A 21,569-nucleotide genomic window follows, 5' to 3' on the forward strand; every position below is an offset into this window, starting at 1 on the left:
GGGATCTGCGCATTGCCGTTCTGAAGGAACGGGCCGCGGGGGAGACGCGCGTGGCTGCAACGCCCGAAACGGTGAAGAAATTCATCGGCTTGGGCGCCAGCTTCGCGGTCGAGGAAGGCGCGGGCGAGACCTCCGCCATTACAGACGAGGATTACCGCGCCGCCGGTGCGGATGTGCTGCCCATGGCGCAGGCCGTGGCGGGCGCCGATATCGTGCTGGGCGTGCAGGCGCCCGACGTCATGACGCTGACGGGTGCAAAGCCCGGTGCGATGGTGGCCGCGACTTTCGATCCCTTCCGCGACAAGGACCGCGTGGACCTCTACGCCAAGGCCGGGTTCGAGGCGCTGGCGATGGAATTCATGCCGCGCATTACCCGCGCGCAAAGCATGGACGTGCTCTCCAGCCAGTCCAACCTCTCCGGCTACAAGGCGGTGCTGGCCGCCGCCAACCAGTATGGCCGTGCCTTCCCGATGATGATGACTGCGGCGGGCACCGTGTCTGCCGCCAAGTGTTTCGTCATGGGCGTGGGCGTGGCGGGCCTGCAGGCGATCGCCACCGCCAAGCGCCTGGGCGCGCAGGTTTCGGCAACCGATGTGCGCTCCGCCACCAGGGAACAGATCATGTCGCTGGGCGCCAAGCCCGTCTTCGTCGAAAGCGTCGAGGGGATCGAGGGCGAGGGCAGCGGCGGCTATGCCACGGAAATGTCGGAGGAATACCAGAAGGCGCAGGCCGAGCTGGTGTCTAGCCACATCGCCAAGCAGGACATCGTCATCACCACCGCGCTGATCCCCGGCCGCGCCGCGCCGCGCCTGATCAGCGACGCGCAGATCGCCACCATGCGCAAGGGCAGCGTCATCTTCGACCTCGCCGTGGCGCAAGGCGGCAATGTCGAAGGCAGCGTGGCTGACGAAGTGGTGGAGCGCCACGGCGTCTTCATCATGGGCTATTCCAACACCCCCGCACACCTCGCACCCGATGCGAGCGCGCTGTTCTCCCGCAACCTCTTCAACTTCCTCTCCGCCTTCTGGGACAAGGAGACGGGCACGGTGACGCTGGACGAGGAAATCGGCGATGCGGTGCGGCTGACCAAGGGTGGGGCCGTGGTGAATGAGAGGCTGAAGGGGTGAGGCGTTTCTTTTTCTTAGTTGTTGCTGCCGCAACCTCCATGTTCTGCGCGGCACCATCATTCGCGCAGGCACTGCCTGCACGGGACATCGAGTTCCGGGCGCAATTGGTGCCCGCCAGTGTTACGCTGACCGAGCCTGATGGTTGGTATGACGAACGCGAACGGTTCGTCGACGTGCCACTCCAGCCGAAAAAGGCCTACGTCCTTGATGAAGAGCTGAAGACTTCTGACGAAAACGTCTTTCTGCCAAGCGGTACGCAGATGGTCAGCATGCGATCAAGATATTCGATTCTTTGCAGCCACGTTGAAACGGAAGCGGGTTTCCTGAACCCTCTGAGGCGGGTCTGTGTCGGCGATTTTGACCGTGATGGCAGCTATGAAAGGGCGTGGCAGTTCTCATCGGGACAACCTGTCTGGGAATTCAGTGCCCGCGTTCCGGTGGCTCCCCTCAGCATTTCCAGCCCGTCGCTTGTTCCGATCAGTCCGGATGATCTTGCGAACCTTCCGCGGTTGGAAATCTATTCAGATCATATGGCTTTGCGCCGTCGACCGCGCGATGGTTCTCCGCCTTATTGGGAAGCCTTTGTGCGAGTAAGGATCACTGGCCCCGATGGAGGTCGATCGTTTTTTTGCCTTACGCAGCAAGGTTATTGTGTCGGTTATCGCACCAATACGTTGCTCGGGCTTGGCAACATGGTGATGCGCGTCATTGACGTTCAGGACGAGATGATCCGTCTCGAAATTCTTAGCAATTTCAGAGGTGAAGAATTGCAGGACTTGATGAACTAATGCCGACTTTGCGTTGCTAGCGGGCATAATAGAAGCGAGTAGAACCCTTGGACTTCATTTCAATCCTCTCGATCTTCGTGCTGGCCTGTTTCGTGGGCTACTACGTCGTTTGGTCGGTTACGCCCGCACTGCACACGCCGCTGATGGCGGTGACCAATGCGATTTCCTCGGTGATCATTGTCGGCGCGCTGGTCGCCTCGGCTGAGGCGGGGAGTGCGACGGCCAAGTGGCTGGGGCTTGCGGGCGTGGTGCTCGCTTCTGTCAATATATTCGGCGGCTTTGCCGTCACCGAGCGCATGCTCGCCATGTACAAGAAGAAGGAGAAGTGAGCATGCTGTCCAACTTCTCTGGCATTTTCATGGCCTTGCAGGCTTGTGCTGATATTACCAATGACGGCGGAGCTTGTGATCCCGGCAATCCCAATTCCCACTTCGCGCTCGGTATGCGGGCATTGGAAGCAGCTGATCCGGCACACGGCGCGGTAAACCCCTGGGTGGCGCTTGCCTATTTGATCGCGGGCGTGTGCTTCATCCTCGCTTTGCGCGGATTGTCGCATCCGACCACCAGTCGCGCGGGCAACCGCTATGGCATGGTCGGCATGCTGATCGCCGTGGTGACGACGCTGGTGACGCATGACGTCGCCAATATCGTCGAGATCGGGATCGCCATCCTGCTCGGCGGGATCATCGGTTTCACCATTGCCCGCCGCATCGCGATGACCGCCATGCCCGAGCTGGTGGCGGCCTTTCATTCGCTAGTGGGCCTCGCCGCCGTGCTGGTGGGCTGGGCGGCCTATCTCAATCCGGGCGCTTTCGGCATTCTCGAGGCGAGCGGCGATATCTCCGCCGTGTCGCGGATCGAGATGGGCCTCGGCATCGCCATCGGTGCGATCACCTTCTCCGGATCGGTGATCGCCTTTGCCAAGCTGTCGGGCAAGATGAGCGGTTCGCCCATCCTGCTGCCCGGCCGGCATGTGATCAATCTCGGCACGCTCGCCGCCATCATCGTGCTGACCGGCCTGTTCGCCACGGCCGCTGCATCGGGCACCATGCCGCTGATCGTGGCGCTGACCATTGCCGCCTTCATCATCGGCTTCCTGCTGATCATTCCGATCGGCGGGGCGGACATGCCGGTGGTGGTGTCCATGCTCAACTCATACTCGGGCTGGGCAGCCGCCGCGATGGGCTTCACGCTGGGCAATACGGCGATGATCATCACCGGCGCGCTGGTCGGCTCTTCCGGCGCGATCCTCAGCTACATCATGTGCCGGGCGATGAACCGCAGCTTCCTTAGCGTGATCGCGGGCGGCTTCGGCGCGGATGACAGCGCGGGTGGGGGCGGCGAGGCGCGCGAGCAGCGCCCCTACAAACAGGGCAGCGCGGAAGATGCCGCTTTCATGCTCAAGCAGGCCGAAAAGGTCATCGTCATTCCCGGCTACGGCATGGCGGTGGCGCAGGCGCAGCATGCCTTGCGTGAAATGGGCGACTTGCTGGAAGAGCAGGGCGTCGAGGTGAAATATGCCATCCATCCCGTTGCCGGACGTATGCCGGGGCATATGAACGTGCTGCTGGCCGAGGCCAATGTCTCCTATGACAAGGTGTTCGAGCTGGAGGACATCAACAGCGAATTCGCGCAATGCGACGTCGCCTTCATCATCGGCGCGAATGACGTGGTGAACCCGGCGGCGAAGACCGACAAGTCCAGCCCCATCTACGGCATGCCCGTGTTCGACGTGGACAAGGCCAAGCAGGTCTTCTTCATCAAGCGCAGCATGGGCGGCGTGGGCTATGCAGGCGTCGATAACGATGTCTTCTACATGGACCAGACCATGATGCTGCTGTCCGATGCGAAGAAGATGGTCGAGGAAATCAACAAGGCTCTCGGCGACTGATTTCGGTCACAGGAGGGCGGTGCAGCGCCGCAATTGCGGCGGTTTTGCACCCGCTCGCCCTCATCCTGTCGCACAAAGTACTCGCTCCATATGGTTAATATGGGGGAAACGCTTGCCACCGTAATTCGTTCAGCGAAACAAGGCGGCAGGGCGCGAGCCCCGTCAACTATGTAGCGTTCAAGGGGTCACGACATTGCACAAACTGGGGCTGATCGGCGGTATGAGCTGGGTTTCGACGCGCAGCTATTACGAGCAGATCAACCGCATCGTTCAAAAGACCAAGGGCGGCCATGCCAGCGCGCCCATGATCATCGAGAACCTCGACTTCACGGCACTCTCCCGCCTGGAAACCGACAAGGACTGGGAAGGCGCCGCGGCCATCCTGATCGCTTCTGCCAAGCGGCTGGAGCAGGCGGGGGCCGAGGTGCTGGTGATCGCCGCCAATTCCATGCACCGCGTCTATCGCGAGATCGAGGCGGAAGTCGGCATTCCCATGCTGCATGTCGCCGAATGCGTGGGCGAGGCGATGGCTGCCGATGGCGTGACCAAGGCTGCGATCATCGGGCCCAAGAATGTGATGACCGGCGGCTTCTATCGCCGCCGCCTGGTCTCCCACGGGATCGACCTGTTGCCGCCCGAAATGGTCAATGTCGAGGCGGTGGACCGCATCATCTATGACGAGCTGGTGATGGGCCGTGCCACCCGCAACGCCGAACGCGTGCTGAAGACGATGATTACCGAGAAGGGGCAGGAAGGCGCGCAGGCCATCGTGCTTGCCTCGACCGAGCTGGAGATGGTCGTCGATGTCGATGCCAATGTGCTGCCGATCTATGACAGCACGCGCATCCACGCACGCCGCGCGGCGGAATGGATATTGCACGGCAAATAAAGCCGTCGCGCCGCAGTTCACCTGTTGTTCCCGTTGCCAGTCACGCCGCCGCGCCGTAGCTGACGGGACATGTCACGAAGCCCCTTCGCCGCCGATCCCGCAGCTTCGCGCGGCCGCGAATTCCAGCAAGCCGGCGGCGGTACGCGCGGTCCGCGCAGCGCTTTCCAGCGCGATCGGGACCGGATCATCCATTCGGTGGCGTTCCGGCGCCTGGCGGGCAAGGCACAGGTCTTCGTCGCGCCCGATGGCGATCATTACCGCGTCCGGCTGACGCATAGCTTGGAAGTGGCGCAGATCGGTCGCGTGATCGCTCGCCAGCTGGGGCTGGACGAGGATTTGACCGAGGCGCTGTGCCTTGCCCATGATATCGGCCACCCGCCCTTCGGCCATGCGGGAGAGGACGCGCTGAAGGCCGCGCTGGAGAAGCATGGCGGCTGGGACCACAATGAACAGTGCCTGCGCGTGCTGATGCGGCTGGAGCGGCCCTATTGCGATATTCCCGGCCTCAACCTCAGCTGGGAAGTGCTGGAAGGCCTCGCCAAGCATAATGGCCCGGTGGACCAGCCCGGCTGGGCGCTCACCGCGCTCGACAATGACTACCCGCTCGACCTCACCCTCTGGCCTTCGCTGGAGGCGCAGGTAGCGGCGCTGGCGGACGATATCGCCTATGACAATCACGATATCGATGATGGGCTGCGCGCCGGGTTCCTCAAGGTGGAGGATCTGCTCGAGCTCGATTTCCTCGCCGAGGCTTGGGATGCGGCGCAGGCTCGCCATCCCGATGCATCCCAAGCGTTGCAATTGCGTGAGCTGGTGCGCGACCAGATTGGCGTGATGGTGAATGACCTGATCGAAACCACGCGCCTCAATGTGGAAGGCATCGGCTCGGTCGCCGAAGTGCGCGCCGCAGGCCGTGCGCTGGCGACATTCTCCGACGAATGGACCGCGCGCGAACGTCGGCTGAAGGCCTTCATGTACGAACGGCTCTATTACCACCCCGAACAGGTCAACACCGCGGAAGTGGCGCATAAGGTGATCGCGCAGCTCTATGCCGCTTTCGACCAGGACCCCTCGCTGATGAACGCCGGCTGGCACGACAGCCTGCCGCAGGATCCCGCCGGACGTGCGCGGCATATTGCCGATTTCATTGCCGGCATGACAGATCGCTATGCAATGGATTGCTATGCTCGTATCTTCGGGCAGGTGCCGGAGGGATTATCGAATGTCTGATCCGCAACGCGTGCTGCTGCTGGGCGCGACGGGGCTTGTCGGCCGCCACGTGATGGAGCGCGCGGTGGGGCGCGAGGACTTGTTGCTTATGGCGCTCGCCCGGCGCGAGATTGCCATGCCCAAAGGCGCGCGGATGGAAGTACTGGTCGCCCCGCACGAGGGCTGGGAAGAAGCGATCGCGATGATCGCGCCCGACAAGATCATCTGCGCGCTGGGCACTACCATCTCCAAGGAAGGCGGCGATCAGGAGGCCTTTGCCGCGATCGATCGCGACTTCGTGCTGCGCATGGCGGAGGCGGCCAAGGCGGCGGACGTGCAGGGCTTCGCCGTCGTCTCTTCGGTCGGTGCGAACCCGCGCTCGGAGAATTTCTACCTGCGCACCAAGGGCGAGATGGAGCAGCGCCTGCTCAAGACCGGCATCAAGCGGATCGACATCTTGCGTCCCGGCCTGCTGAAAGGTGCGCGCGAGAACGATCTTCGCCCGCTCGAAGGCCTCGCCCGCATGGCCTCTCCGCTGGCGAACCTGTTCCTTACCGGGGAGCGGCGCAAATACCGCGCCATTCATGCCAGCGAAGTTGCCGCGGCGCTGCTGCAAGCCTCGCTTGAGAAGGCGGGCGGGCGCTTCACGCACGAATATGACGCGATGCAGAGGCTGATCGCCAAGCTGGAACGAGACTGACGCTTGGCAGCTCCGGCCCCGCGCGATAGGCAGGCGGGGGAGGGGCAATCATTGCAAAAACTGATCGACAGGGCGACGGGCCTGTTCGCCATCTGGACGCTGCTGGGCGTCGCCTGGGCATGGGCGGTGCCGGCGCATTTCGCCTGGGTCACGGGCACGCAGGTGGCGGGCCAGTCTTTGGTCAGCGTGATGCTGGGCGTCATCATGCTCGGCATGGGCCTGACGCTGAGCCTTGATGATTTCCGCCACGTCCTCTCCATGCCGCGACGGGTGCTGGCGGGCGCGGGGCTGCAATTCACGGTGATGCCGCTGGCGGGCCTGACTTTCGCCATGCTGTTCGGCCTTGAGCAGGGACTGGCGGTGGGGCTGGTGCTGGTGGCTTGCTGTCCGGGCGGGACGGCGTCCAACGTGGTGACCTATCTCGCGCGGGCGAACTTGGCGCTGTCGGTTTCGATGACGCTGTGCTCGACCCTTGTAGCCATCCTCTTGACCCCGCTTCTGACCGACTGGCTGGCGGGTGTTTTCATCGCCATCGACCGTTGGAGCCTGCTGCGCAACATGGTCGCCATCGTGCTGGTGCCGGTGGTGGCGGGCGTGGCGCTCAACACGCTGCTGCCCAATGTCACGCGGCGCATCGCGGTGGTCTCGCCGCTGGTTTCGGTGATCGCCGTGGTGCTGATCGTCGGGGCGATCATGGGCAATTCCAAGGCGCAGATCATCGAACATGCGGGCGTGCTGCTGCTGGCGATCCTGCTGCTGCACCTGACCGGATTCGCGCTTGGCTATGCCGTGCCGCGCCTGCTGCGCTTTGCGGAGGTCGATTGCCGCACGATCAGTATCGAGGTGGGGATGCAGAATTCGGGGCTCGGTGCCAGCCTTGCCAGCACGCCGAGCTTCGCCGCGCAATTCTCCAGCGTGGCGCAGGCGGCGCTGGCGCCGGTTCCCAGCGCCATCTCCTCCGTCTATCACGTGGTCATCGGCTCGCTGCTGGCGGCCTGGTGGTCGCGGAAAGAGGATAAGGGCGAATGAACTGGGATACGCTGTTCGGCGTTGCGAATATCTGGGCGCTGGCGAGCTGGGCCGTGCTGCTCCTGCTGCCGCGCGGCGAAATCACCAAGGCGCTGGTCTTCTATCTCGGCATAGGCCTCTTGTGCCTCGCCTATTCCGTGCTCTTCGTCCTGCTGGTGACGGGTTCGGTGGACAATGGCGCGCTGGCGGGCGCGGGCGGGGCCGGTTTCACGACGATCGAGGGCGTGCGCAATATCTTCATGTCCGATGGCGGGGTGACGGTGGGCTGGATCCACTATCTCGCGCTGGACCTCTTCGCCGGCATGTGGATCGCGCGTGATGCGGATGCGAAGGGCATTTCGCGGATCGTGCAGGCGCCGGTGCTGCTGCTGACTTTCATCGCCGGGCCCTTCGGCCTGCTTATCTGGCTCATCATCCGCGAGCCGGCGGCGCGCCGGGCCAATCCGCGCAAGGGAAAGCTCAAGCTGTGAAGAAGGAAGCCCCCGCGGCCGCGCGCAATCGCGAATCCATCGCCGATGTGCTGGCTGAAGAGCTGCCTGATAGCGGAACGGTGCTCGAAATCGCCAGCGGGACGGGGGAGCATGTAACCCTGTTCGCCGAGCGCTTCCCGCAACTCAACTGGCAGCCGAGCGATCCCGATGCGGAGGCGCGCGCTTCCATCGCCGCATGGTCCGCCGAGGCGGGCCTTGCCAATATCGCGCCGCCGCTGGAAGTGGATGCCTCCGCGCTGGATTGGCCGGTTGAGGCCGCCGATGCGATCATCTGCATCAACATGGTCCATATCAGTCCCGTCGCCGCCAGCGAGGGATTGCTCGCAGCCGCCGGGCGGATGCTGCCATCAGGCGCGCCGCTGATCTTCTACGGCCCGTGGCTGGAGGAGGGGGTGGAGACGGTCGAGAGCAACCTTGCCTTCGATGCCAGCCTAAAGTCGCGCAATCCGCAGTGGGGCCTGCGCCGCGCGGAATGGATGGAAGCGCTGGCGGCATCTCATAGCCTGAGGCGGACACGGCGCGTGGCCATGCCCGCCAACAATATCATGCTGGTCTATCGCAAGCGCTAGGGGGAGGCGTGCAGCCTCAGGTTTCGTCGTCGACGGCGTCCGCGGCCGACTTCAGGTCATCGCCTACGCCGCGCACCGTGTTGCAGGCAGCCACGCTCAGCGTCAGCAGGCCGACGGTCACGGCGATTACGATCTTGCGAGCCATTCTTCTCTTCCTTTCAAGAATCCCGACTTGGGGATGTAGCAGAAAAAACGCCGATGGAAGCCTCAAGTTCCGGCCGCGCCACGCTGGTCGGCAAAGCGGTTCCTGGCCACGATGCGTTCCCTCCAGGCGATGATCAATCCCGCCGCCACGATCAGCGGCGCGCCCAGCCAGGTGGTGGCGGGCGGAAGCATGGCGAAGAGCAGCCAGCCATAGATCGTCGCCCACACGATCGATGAATAGTCCATCACGATCACGCTGGAGACCTGCCCGTAACGCAGCGCCAGCGTGATCCCCAGCTGGCCGAAAGTACCGGCAAGGCCGATCACGAGCAGCAGCATCCAGTCCTCGAAGGAATGCGCTTTGCTGACAAAGGGCACGACGGGCAGCAGGCAGACGGAGCTCGTCACAGCGAACCAGAACACGATCACCAGCGACTTCTCCGTGCGCGAGAGGTCGCGGATCTGGATCGAGATCAGCGCGATCATGAAAGCGCCGCCCAGTGCCACCAGCGCGCCGTAGAGCGGGATGTGCCCGCCGCCCGGCTGTGCGATCACGATGATGCCAGCAAAGCCCGCTGCCACCGCTGACCAGCGCCATACGCCGATCGTCTCCTTCAACAGGATGACCGAGAGGATCACCGCGAAGATTGGCGCGGAAAAGCCGATCGTGGTCGCCTCCGCCAGCGGCAGCAGAACCACCGCGCCGAAATTGAGCACCATTCCGGCCAGGCCATAGAGCCCGCGCGCCAAGTGCGCCTTTGGCCGCTTGGTAGCGAGCGTCATCACGCCGCCCGACAGCATGGCCCAGACCAGCAGGATCGGAATGGCGATGGCCTGCCGCCAGAACAGCAGTTCGATCAGATGGATGCCGCGTTCGGATGCAAACTTGATGAGCGCGGCCATGGTGGCAAGGCCGGCAATGCCCAAAAGGCGGATCAGCAGCGCCAGCAAGGGACGGTCATTATCGCTTTCGCCGGCATTCATGCCATTGCCATAGGCGCGGCGCGGCAATCTGCAAACAGTGCTTGAAGGGTCATTGAACAGCGGCGGGGCAGGACGCATATGCGCGCGACGCAAATGCATTGGCCCGCCTTCATCACCTTCGCCAGCGAGGCGACCCATCTGGCCTTCTGGGCCGGCGGTTTCCTGCTGCTCGCCGTATATGCGCTTGTGGCAGAGAAGCGGCGGGCGAAGCGGAGAGACATCGACCGTGTCGGCTATATGCCCTGGACGCTGGTGTTCCTGGTCTCCGCCTTTGTCGGCAGCGGCTTGCTGGTAGTGGCGGTGAAGGGCTGGGTTGCGGGGTAGTTGGGGTTTTTTGTGGGCACGCATCCGCGGGTGCGTCCTCGCTAGACGGGCAGCAAGCTGCCCCCGCTGCGGGCGGCCGTTCGGCCTTGCGGTCGGCTGGGCGCCCGTGCTGCCGCGACCTCACTTCACCGTCATTGCGAGGAGCGTAGCGACGCGGCAATCCAGAGAAGTGCAGTCCCGCACTGGATTGCTTCGCTTCGCTCGCAATGACGATTGTGATGCAGCGCCTGAACGGGCCAAAGGCCCGCAAGCGCGACCGCGCGCCCGCAGCCGCCCCGCAGTGGAGCGAAGCGAAACGGAGGGATTCAGGCGAGGATATCGCAGGCCCGGATGGGCCTGCGCAGGCGTGTCAGAGACACGCTTCCAAGTAAGCCTGGTCGAAGCCGAACTGGCGGGCTTTTTCGAGCGTGTAGGGGCGCAGGCCGCTGGAGCGGAATTCGCCGAGGATCTTGCCGTCCTCACTCTCGTCCAGATACTCGAACTTGAACAGTTCCTGCGTCACGATCACGTCGCCTTCCATGCCGATCACCTCGGTGATGTTGGTCGTGCGGCGCGAACCGTCGCGAAGGCGCTTCACCTGCACGATCAGATCGACAGATTCGGCGATCTGGCGCGAAATGGCTTCCTTCGGGATCTTGATGTCGCCCATCAGGATCATGTTTTCCATACGGCCCAGGCACTCGCGCGGGGAGTTGGCGTGAAGCGTACACATGGAGCCATCGTGGCCGGTGTTCATGGCGGCGAGGAGGTCGAAACACTCCGCGCCACGAATTTCGCCCAGGATGATGCGGTCAGGACGCATACGCAGGGCGTTCTTCACAAGGTCGCCGATGGTGATGGCGCCCTGGCCTTCAAGGTTCGGCGGACGCGTTTCCAGCGGCAGCCAGTGCGGCTGCTGCAGGCGAAGTTCGGCGGCGTCCTCGATCGTCAGCACGCGCTCGCCCGGGTCGATCATCTTCGACAGGGCGTTGAGCATGGTCGTCTTACCCGAACCCGTACCGCCGGAGATGACCACGTTCATGCGGCAGGCGCCGGCAATCTTCAACGCGGTCGCCATCTTGTCGCTCATCGAGCCGAAGCCCTTGAGCATGTCGATGGTGATCGGCTTCTCGGAAAACTTACGAATGGAGATCGCGGTGCCGCGCAGCGAAAGCGGCGGCACGATCACGTTCACACGTGAACCGTCCTTGAGGCGGGCGTCGGCCAGCGGCGTGGTCTGGTCGACGCGGCGGCCGACCTGGTTCACGATGCGCTGGGCGATCTGGAAGAGGTGGCTTTCATCGCGGAACTTGATCGGCGCGATGGTCAGCTTGCCCTTCTTTTCAATATAGGTCTGGTCCGGGCCGTTGACCATGATATCGGTCACGTCGGGGTCGCCGAGCAACTCTTCGAGCGGGCCGAAGCCCAGCAGCTCGTCGATCAGCACCTTTTCCAGCGCGAACTGCTCGCGGCGGTTGAGGGTGATCTTGAGCTCGGCCAGCACCTCCAGGATGATGGGGCGGAATTCTTCGGAAAGCTCTTCCTTGGTCAGCGTAGCCGCTGCTTCGGGATCGACGCGTTCGAGCAGACGCGGCAGCACCTGCTCCTTGATCTTGTGGACCGACGCCTCGAAGCCTGTCGGCTCGTTGGAGGCTTCGTTGACCGAATTGGCGCGATCGGCAAGGCGCGACATCGCATCGCTACCGCCCGGCATGCCGGGCATGGCATCTGCCATCGGCGCTTCGGCGCCTTCATCGGGTACGGGAGGGAATTGTTCGCCGCCGGAGTCTTGCGCGGAACCACCTGCACCGCCACCCTGCATGGGTTTGGCCACACCGAAGGAGGGGCGGGCACCTGCTTTCATGCCACCAGCTCCGTTCTTGCGTCCGAAAGCGCTCATGCGTCTGTCCCCGTCATATCTTTCCGCCACGCTCAAAAGCGGCGGATTACTCACTCGATGCTTCTTGCGAATTTAGGTGAAGAACTGGTTAAGTCTCTTGGCTGCAATTGGTGCCATTCGCGGATCTTCGAGCTATTCCGGGGGCAAACAGGGATAATGCGCAATGCGGGTGATGCTGTGGGGGACCTATGATACGGGCAAGCCGCGCACGCGCCTGATGCGTGAGGCGCTGCGCCGGATCGATCTGCAGCTGACCGAGATTCATACGAGTGTATGGCAAGGGGTCGAGGACAAGAGCGGCCTTTCCGGTTCGGGGCGGCTGCTGGGCTTCGCGCTGCGCTGGCTGCTCGCCTATCCGGGCCTTGTCTGGCGTTTCCTGCGTGCTGAGCGCACAGACGTTGTCGTGGTGGGCTATCTCGGCCTGTTCGATGTGCTGGTGATCGCGCCGTTTGCCCGCATGCGTGGCATTCCCGTCGTCTGGGACGCTTTCCTCTCGCTCTACGATACCTATGCACGGGATAGGGGGATGGCTGCCGAGCGTTCACTGCAAGCGCGGCTGCTGCGCCGGGCGGAAGCGGCGGCGGCGCGCTGGGCAGACCTGGTAGTGCTCGATACCGCGGCGCATGCGGACATGTTTGCCGAACTGCACAATCTGCCGGCCAAGGCGATGGGAAACGCCTTCGTCGGGGCGGAGGATAGCGCCTTTGCGGCTCTCCCGGCGAGGGAGCAGGATGGTGGGCAAGGGCTGGTCAAGGTGTTGTTTTACGGCCAGTTCATCCCCTTGCATGGCATCGATACGATTATCGAGGCAGCGCTGGGCGAACGCGGGCGCGCCTTCCACTGGACGATCATCGGCAAAGGGCAAGAAGCGCCACGCATCGACGCGCTGCTGGCGACAGCCGACGCGGCACATATCGAGCGGATCGCATGGGTCGATTATCCCGCTCTGCGTCAGGCTATGGCGGAAGCGGATATCGCACTGGGCATCTTCGGCACCAGCGAGAAGGCGGCGCGTGTGATCCCGAACAAGGCCTTCCAGGCGCTTGCCACCGGACTGCCGCTGGTGACGCGCGATTCCCCGGCCATGCGCGAACTGGCGGAAGGGGAGGCGCGCGGCCTCTACCTCGTCCCGCCCGCTGATCCCGATGCATTGCTCGATGCTCTGGAAGCTTTCGCGGCGGAACGTGACAGCCTGCCGCAAAGCCTGCATCAGGACCTCAAGGCGCGCTTCGCCTTGCCTGCGCTGACGGCCCAATGGCGAGACCTGCTGGAAAGAGTGACATGACCCGCCGCCTTGCCATCCTCCAGCAATTCGACCCCGCTGGCGGTGTGCCGCATTACATCCGCGCGCATCTCGAAGGCCTGCGCCCGGTGGCGGAGCGGATCGTGCTCGTCTCCAATTCGCCCGTCGCGGCCGAGGATCGCGCGGTGGCGGAGGCGATATGCGACGCGGTGATCGAGCGGCCGAACACCGGATGGGACTTTGCCGGCTGGCGCGATGCGCTGGCGCTGGAGGACATGGCACAGTGGGACGAGGTGATCCTCACCAACTCCAGCGTCATTGGCCCGCTTTTCCCGCTGGCATCGATTTTCGCCGAGATGGACACCCGGCGGGAGAAAGAAGCGTTCGACTTCTGGGGCATGGTTTTCTCACGCCAGATCCGCCACCACTTGCAGAGCTATTTCTTCGTCTTTTCCGCGCCCGTCATCCGCAGCGACGCCTGGCGGTCCTTCTGGCGGGGCGTTGCCGATATCGACGACAAGGACGAGGTGATCGCGCGTTACGAAGCTGGGATCACCGTCGCGCTGGCAAGCGGCGGTTTCTCCTATGCCGCCTACATGCCCGACCCGCCATTGGCGCGGCGGATACGCATCTGCGATTGGGAGGTGCTGGGTAAGAGGATACACATCCCCTTCGATTGCACCCGCGTGAACCGCACGGTGCGCTGGCATGATGAGCTGGTCGAACAGGGCTTTCCCTACCTCAAGGCCTCGCTCCTTTGGGGCAAGGACACCTGGCGCCTCAAGGACTTCGACCGCATCCGAGACCTCACCGCAGGCACGTTTGACTGGTCCGCGATAGAACGGGACATGCAGAAGTGATCGCGGCATTGCGCGAGTTGCAGGCCCGCTTTCCGGGCCTTGCCTCGATCGGGCGGAACGCCGCGCATTTCGTCACCGGCGAGTGGGCCGAGGTCCTTCTGCGAGCGATCTACGCCATCGCCATTTCGCGCTTCCTCGGCCCGTCGGATTACGGCTGGTGGAGCTATGCCTTCTCGGTCAGCGCCATCTGCATCAACTTCGCGGCCATGGGCTCCGAATTGCTGCTGCCCGAACGGATAGGGAAGGATCGGGAAGCGGCGCTTCCCTTTATCGAGACGTCTTTTGCCGTCCGGCTGCTGCTGCTGTCTGCCTTTGGCGTGCTGATGGCGGGCTACGCGCTGTTCGGAGCGACCGAGACGATGGAGCGGCTCGCCTTGCTCGTCTTGCTGCCGACCGTGCTTTTTCGCGGGATCAGCAACTGGCTGCGATTGGCGGCGATCGGCTTCGAGCAGGCATCGCTGGCCATGCGCCCGATGGTGATGGTTCGCGCGGCGGAGCTGGTGCTCGGCATCGGCCTTGTGCTGACGGGGGCGAACTTGCTGACATTGCTGGCCCTGCATGGGCTGAGCTGGCTGGTCGAGGTCGCGATCATCATGCCGCGCATCCGCAAGCTTGCGCTGCTACAGCTGCGGATACGCCGCTCCGAGCTGTCCGACGTCGTGCGAAAGGGCGCAATTATCGGCGTGGCAAGCGGCCTGACTTTCCTGCTCTTCGCCGCGCCGCTGATCCTGCTGAAGCATTATTCCGGCGACATCGCCGCGGTCGGGCAATTCGGCCTGGCCATGCAGCTGTCCATGTTCGCCGTGATGGCGCTGCAGGGCGTGCTCACCGCGGCGCAATCGGTGCTCAGCCGCGCAGTGGCACGTGAGGATGAGCGCGCGCGCTATTTCGGCTTGCTGTTCCTGCTCGGCTGCATCGTCCTGGCGGTTCCGGCCTGGTTCGGTGCGCGCTGGCTCGGCGTTCCGGTGGTCACCTGGCTGCTTGGGGAGCAATATCGGATGGCGGGCGAGCTTCTGCCGATCTGCCTCATGCTGGCGATTTCGGTGCTGATGGCCAATGGCTACTGGCAGCTGCTGGTGATCCACGGCAGGATTGCCGCAGGGGCCGTGGTCAACCTGCTATCGGTCCTGCTGCTGGCGGGAACGGCCGCCAGCATGATTGCCGAATATGGAGCTGCGGGTGCTGCCTATGCGGCGATCTTGGCGGGCCTTTTGCGGAGCGTGCTGCTGGTGATTGCGGGAACGCTGTCGGGCCGTCAGAAATCGACGTAGAGCGGGCCGTCGTCCCAGGCCTCGGCGGGTTTGTCGCCCACGCCGTTCCAGATGAGCGTACCTTCGCCCGAGAGGTTGCGGGTCCCGCGCGCGATCTCCATTGCGTCACCCGCGTCATATGTGGTCCCGTCGACCGCGACGCTCCCTTCAGCGACGCGATAGGGGCCGGGGACCAGGAATTCCTCCTGTCCTGCTCCATCCACACGCTTCCCGGCGACGTAGAACGGCCCCCAGTAACGGATGTAGTTGCCCCGCAACGCCGCGATATCGGTCTCGGTCAGCGGCACCGGCTCGCCATCCATCGCCTCCTGCAGCACATCGGCATTGGCGAGCAGCAGCGGCACGGTGCGCTGCTCCATCGTCTCGCGATAGATCGAAGTGCCGCGCTGGGCATATTGCGCCATGCCCCAGGGGGTGAGGAAGTCGTTCGCCTTGTCGAAGCGGGCAATCATGCCGTCATGGTCGAAATAGGCGATGTCCTCGGCGAACATTGCATCCGCAGCCTCGACCACCTGCTTTTGCCGTGAAACGGTCTGCCGGTCCTCGGTGATGAGGAGCGCGGCGGTCAGCACCAGCAGCAGCATGGCAATCTTGCGCAGGTCGTATCGGGCAACCAGCTTCTCTGCAGCCCAGACCACGCTCACCGCCACAGGCGCCATGGAATAGGCGTAAAAATAGGGCGCGGTATTGGTGTAGAAGAGCGGGCAGAGCATCGGGAACCACAGTCCCGCGAGCGCGATCTTCTCCGCCCGGTCGCGATCCTCCTTCCACAGCAGGCGCGGGGTCCAGCAGGCGAGGGCGGTGAGCACCACGGCGATCATCGCGCCCTTGGCGAACATGTGCCAATAGGGCGGGATGCCGAGGAAGAACATCCACGCCAGCGATCCGGCCAGCGTGCCTCCGGCATTGCTATTGGCCTCCTGCGAACCCGTGCCGAGCCCGCTCGCATGCCAGCTGTAGATCGTGAGGAAGGCGGCAAGCGCTGCCACGCTGCAAGCGACGATGCGCAGCGCCATGCGCGGATCGCGGTTGCTCTTGGCAAAGCGCAGCCAGGCGATCCCGGCGAAGGCAGGGGCGAGCAGGACGGTCTTCACCGATATCATCGTCGCAAAGCCGGCCAGCAGACCGAATGCGAGAATCTCGGGCAGGCGCAGCCGCGTGCGCGCGAGCACCACCAGTGCCCACATCAGCGCGGCGGTGATCATTGGGTCCGTGCGGAAGGAAAAGCCGTGCTGAAACACGAAACCCGCCGAGATATAGAGCAGTGCGGCGAGCGCGGCGATGCCCGAAGTCGTGAAACGCCGGGCGAGGGCATAGATCGCCCCCAGCGTCAGCATCTCGCAACCCAGCATGACAAGGCGCGCCATCGCGATCGCCTCTACCGTATTGCCGGGGATCGCGGTCAGCCAGGCGAACAGCCGCCCGTGGAGGCTCTGCAGGGGGTTCTGCTGCGCGCCGCGCACGAATTCATGGACGTGGTAATGGAACCAGAACTCATCCCAATTCACAGGGCGGGTGAAGACCATGGTCAGCTGCATCGCCAGCACGAGGCCAATGGCGGCGAGTGGCCACGCGATGCTGGAAGGAGAGAATCGCGCGTGCGTCGTGGTCACCGTAGAAGGGGCCGCCTCAGCAGCCAGACTGTTGCTCACGATCCGGCTTTGCGCTGCTGGTCCAGCGGCACGATATCGGCGGCAGCCTCGACACTGGTCGCAGCGGGCGCATCGCCATTCTGCTTCGCAATCGCCTCTTCCAGCTGGCGCAGCTTCTGCAGGTTCATTTCCAACAGCTTGCGATTGGTGGCGATCAGGTCCGCGAGGATGCCCATCACCGCCATGATCGTGCCCAGCATCAGCAGGGCGCCGCCGATCACCAGCGACTGGATATGCCCGCCGCTATCGCCAGTGGCCCAGAACCACAGGAAGCGCAGGATCGGGATCGCGCCCAGCAGCGCCACCACCATGCCCGTTCCCACGAAGACGCGCAGGGCGTTGTGGGTGGTATAGGCGCGCATGATCGTCACCCCGGTCTGCCCGATGAAGGCGGGGATGGACTTGAACAACCGGCTGGGGCGCTTGGCGGCATGGGTGCGCACCGGCACGGTGGCGATGGCCATGCGCTTGCGGCCCGCCTGGATCAGCATGTCGGTGGTATAGGAAAACTCGGTGGTGATATTGATCCGCCGCGCGGCATCGCGGCTGATGGCGCGGAACCCGCTCACCGCATCATTCACCTCGGTCCCGGCGAGCTTTTGCACCACGCGGCTGCCCAGGCGTTGGAGCAGGCGCTTGAAGGGATGGAAATGGCGGTTGTCGGCAACGCCGCGGTCGCCCACCACGATATCGGCCCGGCCGTGCAGGATCGGTTGCACCAGTGAGGCAATGTCCTCGCCCTCATACTGCCCGTCGGCATCGGTGTTCACGATAATGTCGGCGCCTGCGGCCAGCGCCGCGTCGATCCCGCTGCGGAAGGCGGCGGCGAGCCCCCGGTTGCGGCGGTGCTGGACCACGTGATGCACGCCCCAGCGGCGCGCGACCTGTGCGGTATCGTCGCTGCTGCCGTCGTCGATCACCATATATTCGATCACGTCGATGCCATTGATCCACCGCGGCAGGGCCGCGATCGTCTCTGGCAGCGTCTCCGCCTCATTGAGGCAGGGGATCTGGATAATCAGCTTGGTCATCGGGCCCCCGGGATCGCAGGCCCTCGAAGGACCCGCCGGATAGGGCTTTGTTAAGCATGACGGTTTAACAATCGGTAAAGCGGGCAAGGCCGCCCGGAGGCGGCGCAAAAGCAGCATTTGCGGCGCGGCGGCGAAGCGCCTAAGCGAGGTTTCCGAAGGAAGGGGACTTCACCAGCCATGCAACAATCGGATCGCGCCGGACTGCTTTATGCGCTGGCCGGCTTCTGCACGCTCTCTATCGGCGATGCGATCATCAAGGGCATGGCGGGGGACTGGCCCGCGCCCGCCATGGCGCTGACCCGCTATGTGGTGGGAACAGTTTTGCTGGGGGTGATGCTGGCGCGGGCGGAGGGGTTTGGCGCGCTGGCTCTGCCGAAGGACAAGCTGCAATGGGTGCGCGGCGTGGCGATCAGCTGCTCCGCCATCGGCATGTTCCTGGCGGTGTGGATCATGCCGCTGGCGGAAGCGACCACCATCGCCTTCACCCAACCCATGATCACTGCGGTCCTCGCCGCATTCCTGCTGGGAGAGCGCGCGCGGGCGAGTACCTGGATCGCCACCTTCGCTGCCTTTGTCGGTGTGTTCATCGTGCTGCGGCCCAATTTCGAGACGGCGGGCTGGGGCGTGCTGTTCCCGCTGATCGGCGCGACCGGCATGGCGGTGACGATCATCGCCAACCGCGCCAGCCACGGGCGGGCGAGCGTGCTGGCCCTGCAATATTACATGTCGGTCACGGCAATGATCTTCCTGTGTTTCGCCACCGCAGCCGGGCATTTCAGCGGGGTTGAGGGCTTCGCGCTGGACTGGCCGCACTGGTCGGTGGTGGCGCGCTGCGCCTTTATCGGCTTCAGCGCTACGCTGGCGCAGTACCTCATCTATATGGGCACGGCGCGCGCGGGTGCGGGAACGATTGCGCCCATGACCTACGGCCAGCTGCTTATGGCGGTCGGGCTGGGCTGGATCTTCTTCGGCGATGCGCCCGATGCCCTCGCCATGCTTGGCGCGGCCATCATCATCGGGGCGGGGCTCTACCTGTGGTACGCCGCACGTCAGCGTGCGGGGGCGGCAAAGCCGTGAGCGGGCGATGATATCGGACAGCCGCGCGGGGCTGCTCGCCGCGATTGCGGGCTTCGCGCTCTTCTCCATCGGCGACACGATCACCAAGAGCATGGCGGGCGCATGGTCGCCGCTGGCGGTGGCGGCTTTGCGCTTCACCATGGGCGCGCTGGTGCTGGGCACGGTGCTGGCGCGGGCCGAGGGTCGCAAGGCCTTCATCCCTACCCGGCCCTGGCTGCAGGTGGCCCGCGGGGCGAGCCTTGGCCTTGCGACCGTGTGCTTCTTCACCGCCGTCTTCATCATGCCGCTGGCGACCGCCATTTCAATCGCCTTCTTCGCGCCCGCCATCACCGCGCTGCTGAGCAAGCCTCTGCTGGGAGAGACGGTGCGCCCGCTGACATGGCTCGCCATCGCTATCGCCTTTTCCGGCGTGCTGGTGATCCTGCAGCCGAATGTGGTTACGCTGGGCTGGCCCGCATTGTTGCCACTCGGCACGGCGCTGGGGATGAGCCTGCTGGTCATCACCAACCGCGCGGCCGCAGGGCAGGGCAGCGTGCTCTCCATGCAGTTCTTCGTTGCGGCAGGATCGGCGGCGATATTGCTGGTGGTTTCGCTGGCTGGCGGGGCGAGCGGGATCGCCATGTTCGCGCTCGGCTGGCCGGACTGGACGGTCGTGGTCCGCTGCGCGATGGTCGCTGTGACGGGGACGACCGGGCACTGGCTGATCTATTACGGCACCACGCGAGCAGGCGCGGCGCATGTGGCGCCCGCAACCTATATCCAGCTAATCACCGCTAGCGCGCTGGGCTGGCTAGCATTCGGCGACATTCCTTCGCTGGCGACGCTGGCAGGCGCGCTGATCATTGTCGGGGCGGGGATGATCCTGTGGTGGGACGGAAGGTTGCTCGCCTCGACCAGGCAGCGCTAACGGCGCACCCAGGCGACGGTTTCGCGGCCGCGCAAATCGGCGCGTTCGACCTCGACGTAATAGGCGGCGAGCGCCTGCTCGATCAGGCGCTGCGAATCCGGGTTTTGCGGGGTGAGCGCGCTTTCCGAGGTGATGATCGCGCCGGGTCTCGTCGCCAGGATGCGCGCCACCTCGCCCGCCTGCGACATGCCCAGTGCATTGCTCTCGAGCTGGTTGTTGAGGTGGTCTGGATAGACAAGGCGCGAGGGCGCACAGCTGCCCGTCAGGCGGTAGAGCACGGTTGGCCCGTCATAGACGAGGAGGCAGTTCTCGCTCGCGCCGACATGCGGACGCACCGCCTCGGCCAGCCGCTCCACTTCCGCATTCTGGTAGGCGACATAGGCGCGATTGCCGGGCAGGTTGATCATGTAGAGCGCGCCCGCCAGCAGCACGATCGCGGGGACCGCGCCCGCCGGGCCGCTGCGTAAATAGGCGGGCAGGGCGAACAGGGCGAGCGGTGCAACGACCGAGGCGTAGTAGTAGGGATAGACCGTCGCCGGGAAGAGCACCGTGGCGAAGGCCGAGACCGTCCAGCCAATGATGAACCAGCGCTGCGCCCGGTATTGCTCGGGCAGGCGGCGGAACAGCGCGAGGACTCCTGCCGCCAGCAGCACCATCAGCGGCAGGTGGAACCATGACAGGGCGGTGTTGAGACGGCCCCTCGGTGCCGGGATACGGTCGAAGAAGGAGATGAAGTTGGCGAAGACGAACGCGTCCCAGCCGCCCACCGCAGCGTAAAAACCGGCGACCAGCGCGGTCGGCAGCAGGCCCAGCGCGGCGAACGCGGAGGCGAGCGTGGCGAGTTTCGGGAGGCTCGTGTCCTGCCGGAACTGTCCCCACAGCGCATAGCAGCCGAGGAACAGGCATTGCGGCAGCACGGTATATTTCACCTGCAGCGCGATCCCGCCGATCAGCATGGCGACAAGCGAGCGGCGCAGCGCTTGCGGATGCTCCGGATCGCGCAACAGCCACACCATCGCCAGCATCAGCGGGGCGAGGAAGACCTCGGTCTGGCCCGACCAGCAGCCGTAATAGGCAAGGATGATGATCACCAGGCAGGCGGCGATGGCGCTGGTCAGCCTGTCCGCCAACTCGCGCGCGAGGAGGTAGGTCAGCCAAGCCGCCGCGCCGGCAGAGGCCGCCGCGACGAGCTGGAAGGCGATTACCTCCGGCCCGAACAGCGCATGGGCGAGGCCGTAAATCGCGAAGAGGCCGAAGGGCTTGCGGTCCCACCAGTCGATATAGGGCAGCTCTCCATAGCCCATGCGCCAGCCGATAAAGCTGTAGAGCTGTTCGTCGTAAGTCGCTGAATTGTCGCCGAACCACGTGCTGCGCACCAGCACCAGGAAGAGCAGGATGATCGCACCTGCGTGCCAGCTGCGCAGGTCTGCCTTGGCAGGCTCCCCCTGCTGCTGGAAAGTGCGCGGATGGATCTCTTGCACGTGGGTGTCCCGATGCGAATTCG

General features: G+C 64.4%; 22 protein-coding genes. 16 read left to right on the forward strand and 6 right to left on the reverse strand.

All coding sequences use genetic code 11. The features are described from left to right. The first annotated feature begins 5 nt into the window (after positions 1–5). The 10 genes from E5222_RS05100 (at position 6) to E5222_RS05145 (ending at position 8,693) form a co-directional block, all read left to right on the forward strand. A complete protein-coding gene (locus tag E5222_RS05100; RefSeq protein WP_136692937.1) occupies positions 6–1,127 on the forward strand; it encodes an NAD(P) transhydrogenase subunit alpha in 1,122 nt (373 codons plus the stop codon). After that, positions 1,124–1,915 carry a lipocalin family protein gene (locus tag E5222_RS05105; protein ID WP_136692613.1) on the forward strand — a complete coding sequence of 264 codons (792 nt, stop codon included), beginning with the start codon at positions 1,124–1,126 and terminating at the stop codon, positions 1,913–1,915. The genes E5222_RS05100 and E5222_RS05105 overlap by 4 nt, the downstream gene beginning before the upstream one ends. 47 nt (positions 1,916–1,962) lie before the next feature. Next, positions 1,963–2,244, forward strand: a complete 282-nt coding sequence (locus tag E5222_RS05110; RefSeq protein WP_136692614.1) for an NAD(P) transhydrogenase subunit alpha part 2 — start codon at positions 1,963–1,965, stop codon at positions 2,242–2,244. Between the two features lie 113 nt (positions 2,245–2,357). Further along, on the forward strand, positions 2,358–3,806 hold the full coding sequence (locus tag E5222_RS05115) for an NAD(P)(+) transhydrogenase (Re/Si-specific) subunit beta (protein WP_136692938.1): 1,449 nt from the start codon (positions 2,358–2,360) through the stop codon (positions 3,804–3,806). 193 nt (positions 3,807–3,999) lie between these two features. Then, positions 4,000–4,695 (forward strand): aspartate/glutamate racemase family protein, encoded by a 696-nt coding sequence (locus E5222_RS05120; protein WP_136692615.1) that lies wholly within the window; start codon positions 4,000–4,002, stop codon positions 4,693–4,695. A 69-nt stretch (positions 4,696–4,764) separates the two neighbouring features. Further along, positions 4,765–5,925 (forward strand): deoxyguanosinetriphosphate triphosphohydrolase, encoded by a 1,161-nt coding sequence (locus tag E5222_RS05125; RefSeq protein WP_136692616.1) that lies wholly within the window; start codon positions 4,765–4,767, stop codon positions 5,923–5,925. Then, positions 5,918–6,604, forward strand: a complete 687-nt coding sequence (locus E5222_RS05130) for an NAD(P)H-binding protein (protein ID WP_136692617.1) — start codon at positions 5,918–5,920, stop codon at positions 6,602–6,604. The genes E5222_RS05125 and E5222_RS05130 overlap by 8 nt, the downstream gene beginning before the upstream one ends. A gap of 51 nt (positions 6,605–6,655) precedes the next feature. Next, on the forward strand, positions 6,656–7,633 hold the full coding sequence (locus E5222_RS05135; RefSeq protein ID WP_246021545.1) for a bile acid:sodium symporter family protein: 978 nt from the start codon (positions 6,656–6,658) through the stop codon (positions 7,631–7,633). Then, entirely contained in the window at positions 7,630–8,103 is a 474-nt protein-coding gene (locus tag E5222_RS05140) for an ABA4-like family protein (RefSeq protein ID WP_136692618.1), read from the forward strand. The genes E5222_RS05135 and E5222_RS05140 overlap by 4 nt, the downstream gene beginning before the upstream one ends. Beyond that, entirely contained in the window at positions 8,100–8,693 is a 594-nt protein-coding gene (locus tag E5222_RS05145; protein WP_136692619.1) for a DUF938 domain-containing protein, read from the forward strand. Before E5222_RS05140 ends, E5222_RS05145 begins: the two co-directional genes overlap by 4 nt. Positions 8,694–8,709: 16 nt before the next feature. On the opposite strand, the gene E5222_RS16810 is transcribed toward E5222_RS05145, so the two are convergent. Together E5222_RS16810 and E5222_RS05150 are read right to left on the reverse strand one after the other, a co-directional pair. Further along, positions 8,710–8,838, reverse strand: coding sequence for a hypothetical protein (locus E5222_RS16810; protein WP_281276734.1), 129 nt, complete (start codon positions 8,836–8,838; stop codon positions 8,710–8,712). Positions 8,839–8,900: 62 nt separating this feature from the next. Then, entirely contained in the window at positions 8,901–9,848 is a 948-nt protein-coding gene (locus E5222_RS05150; protein ID WP_246021546.1) for a DMT family transporter, read from the reverse strand. A 51-nt stretch (positions 9,849–9,899) separates the two neighbouring features. Here E5222_RS05150 and E5222_RS05155 point away from each other — a divergent pair, with 51 nt between their 5' ends. Then, a complete protein-coding gene (locus E5222_RS05155) occupies positions 9,900–10,145 on the forward strand; it encodes a hypothetical protein (RefSeq protein ID WP_136692621.1) in 246 nt (81 codons plus the stop codon). Between the two features lie 349 nt (positions 10,146–10,494). Here E5222_RS05155 and E5222_RS05160 read toward each other — a convergent pair whose 3' ends face one another. After that, positions 10,495–12,024 carry a TadA family conjugal transfer-associated ATPase gene (locus E5222_RS05160; protein WP_136692622.1) on the reverse strand — a complete coding sequence of 510 codons (1,530 nt, stop codon included), beginning with the start codon at positions 12,022–12,024 and terminating at the stop codon, positions 10,495–10,497. A gap of 163 nt (positions 12,025–12,187) precedes the next feature. On the opposite strand from E5222_RS05160, the gene E5222_RS05165 reads away from it, so the two are divergent. The 3 genes from E5222_RS05165 to E5222_RS05175 are packed head-to-tail and all read left to right on the forward strand — an operon-like array spanning position 12,188 to position 15,398. Continuing rightward, entirely contained in the window at positions 12,188–13,309 is a 1,122-nt protein-coding gene (locus tag E5222_RS05165; protein WP_136692623.1) for a glycosyltransferase, read from the forward strand. Further along, positions 13,306–14,127 (forward strand): rhamnan synthesis F family protein, encoded by an 822-nt coding sequence (locus E5222_RS05170; RefSeq protein ID WP_169053488.1) that lies wholly within the window; start codon positions 13,306–13,308, stop codon positions 14,125–14,127. The genes E5222_RS05165 and E5222_RS05170 overlap by 4 nt, the downstream gene beginning before the upstream one ends. After that, the gene (locus E5222_RS05175) at positions 14,124–15,398 is read left to right on the forward strand and encodes an oligosaccharide flippase family protein (RefSeq protein WP_169053489.1); all 1,275 of its coding nucleotides are present in this window, start codon (positions 14,124–14,126) and stop codon (positions 15,396–15,398) included. The genes E5222_RS05170 and E5222_RS05175 overlap by 4 nt, the downstream gene beginning before the upstream one ends. Here E5222_RS05175 and E5222_RS05180 read toward each other — a convergent pair. After that, positions 15,383–17,011: an ArnT family glycosyltransferase gene (locus E5222_RS05180; RefSeq protein WP_136692626.1), complete on the reverse strand. Its 1,629-nt coding sequence runs from the start codon at positions 17,009–17,011 to the stop codon at positions 15,383–15,385. The genes E5222_RS05175 and E5222_RS05180 overlap by 16 nt on opposite strands. Before the next feature lie 35 nt (positions 17,012–17,046). Next, positions 17,047–18,081, reverse strand: coding sequence for a glycosyltransferase family 2 protein (locus E5222_RS05185; RefSeq protein WP_136692627.1), 1,035 nt, complete (start codon positions 18,079–18,081; stop codon positions 17,047–17,049). 177 nt (positions 18,082–18,258) lie between these two features. Here E5222_RS05185 and E5222_RS05190 point away from each other — a divergent pair, with 177 nt between their 5' ends. Both E5222_RS05190 and E5222_RS05195 read left to right on the forward strand, forming a co-directional pair. Continuing rightward, a complete protein-coding gene (locus tag E5222_RS05190) occupies positions 18,259–19,158 on the forward strand; it encodes a DMT family transporter (protein WP_136692628.1) in 900 nt (299 codons plus the stop codon). A 7-nt stretch (positions 19,159–19,165) separates the two neighbouring features. After that, a complete protein-coding gene (locus E5222_RS05195; RefSeq protein ID WP_136692629.1) occupies positions 19,166–20,065 on the forward strand; it encodes a DMT family transporter in 900 nt (299 codons plus the stop codon). On the opposite strand, the gene E5222_RS05200 is transcribed toward E5222_RS05195, so the two are convergent. Continuing rightward, positions 20,062–21,546 carry an ArnT family glycosyltransferase gene (locus E5222_RS05200; RefSeq protein WP_169053490.1) on the reverse strand — a complete coding sequence of 495 codons (1,485 nt, stop codon included), beginning with the start codon at positions 21,544–21,546 and terminating at the stop codon, positions 20,062–20,064. The genes E5222_RS05195 and E5222_RS05200 overlap by 4 nt on opposite strands. Between the last annotated feature and the right edge of the window lie 23 nt (positions 21,547–21,569).

It is taken from the genome of Alteraurantiacibacter aquimixticola (genome assembly GCF_004965515.1).
In the GTDB taxonomy this organism is placed as follows: Bacteria; Pseudomonadota; Alphaproteobacteria; order Sphingomonadales; family Sphingomonadaceae; genus Alteraurantiacibacter; species Alteraurantiacibacter aquimixticola.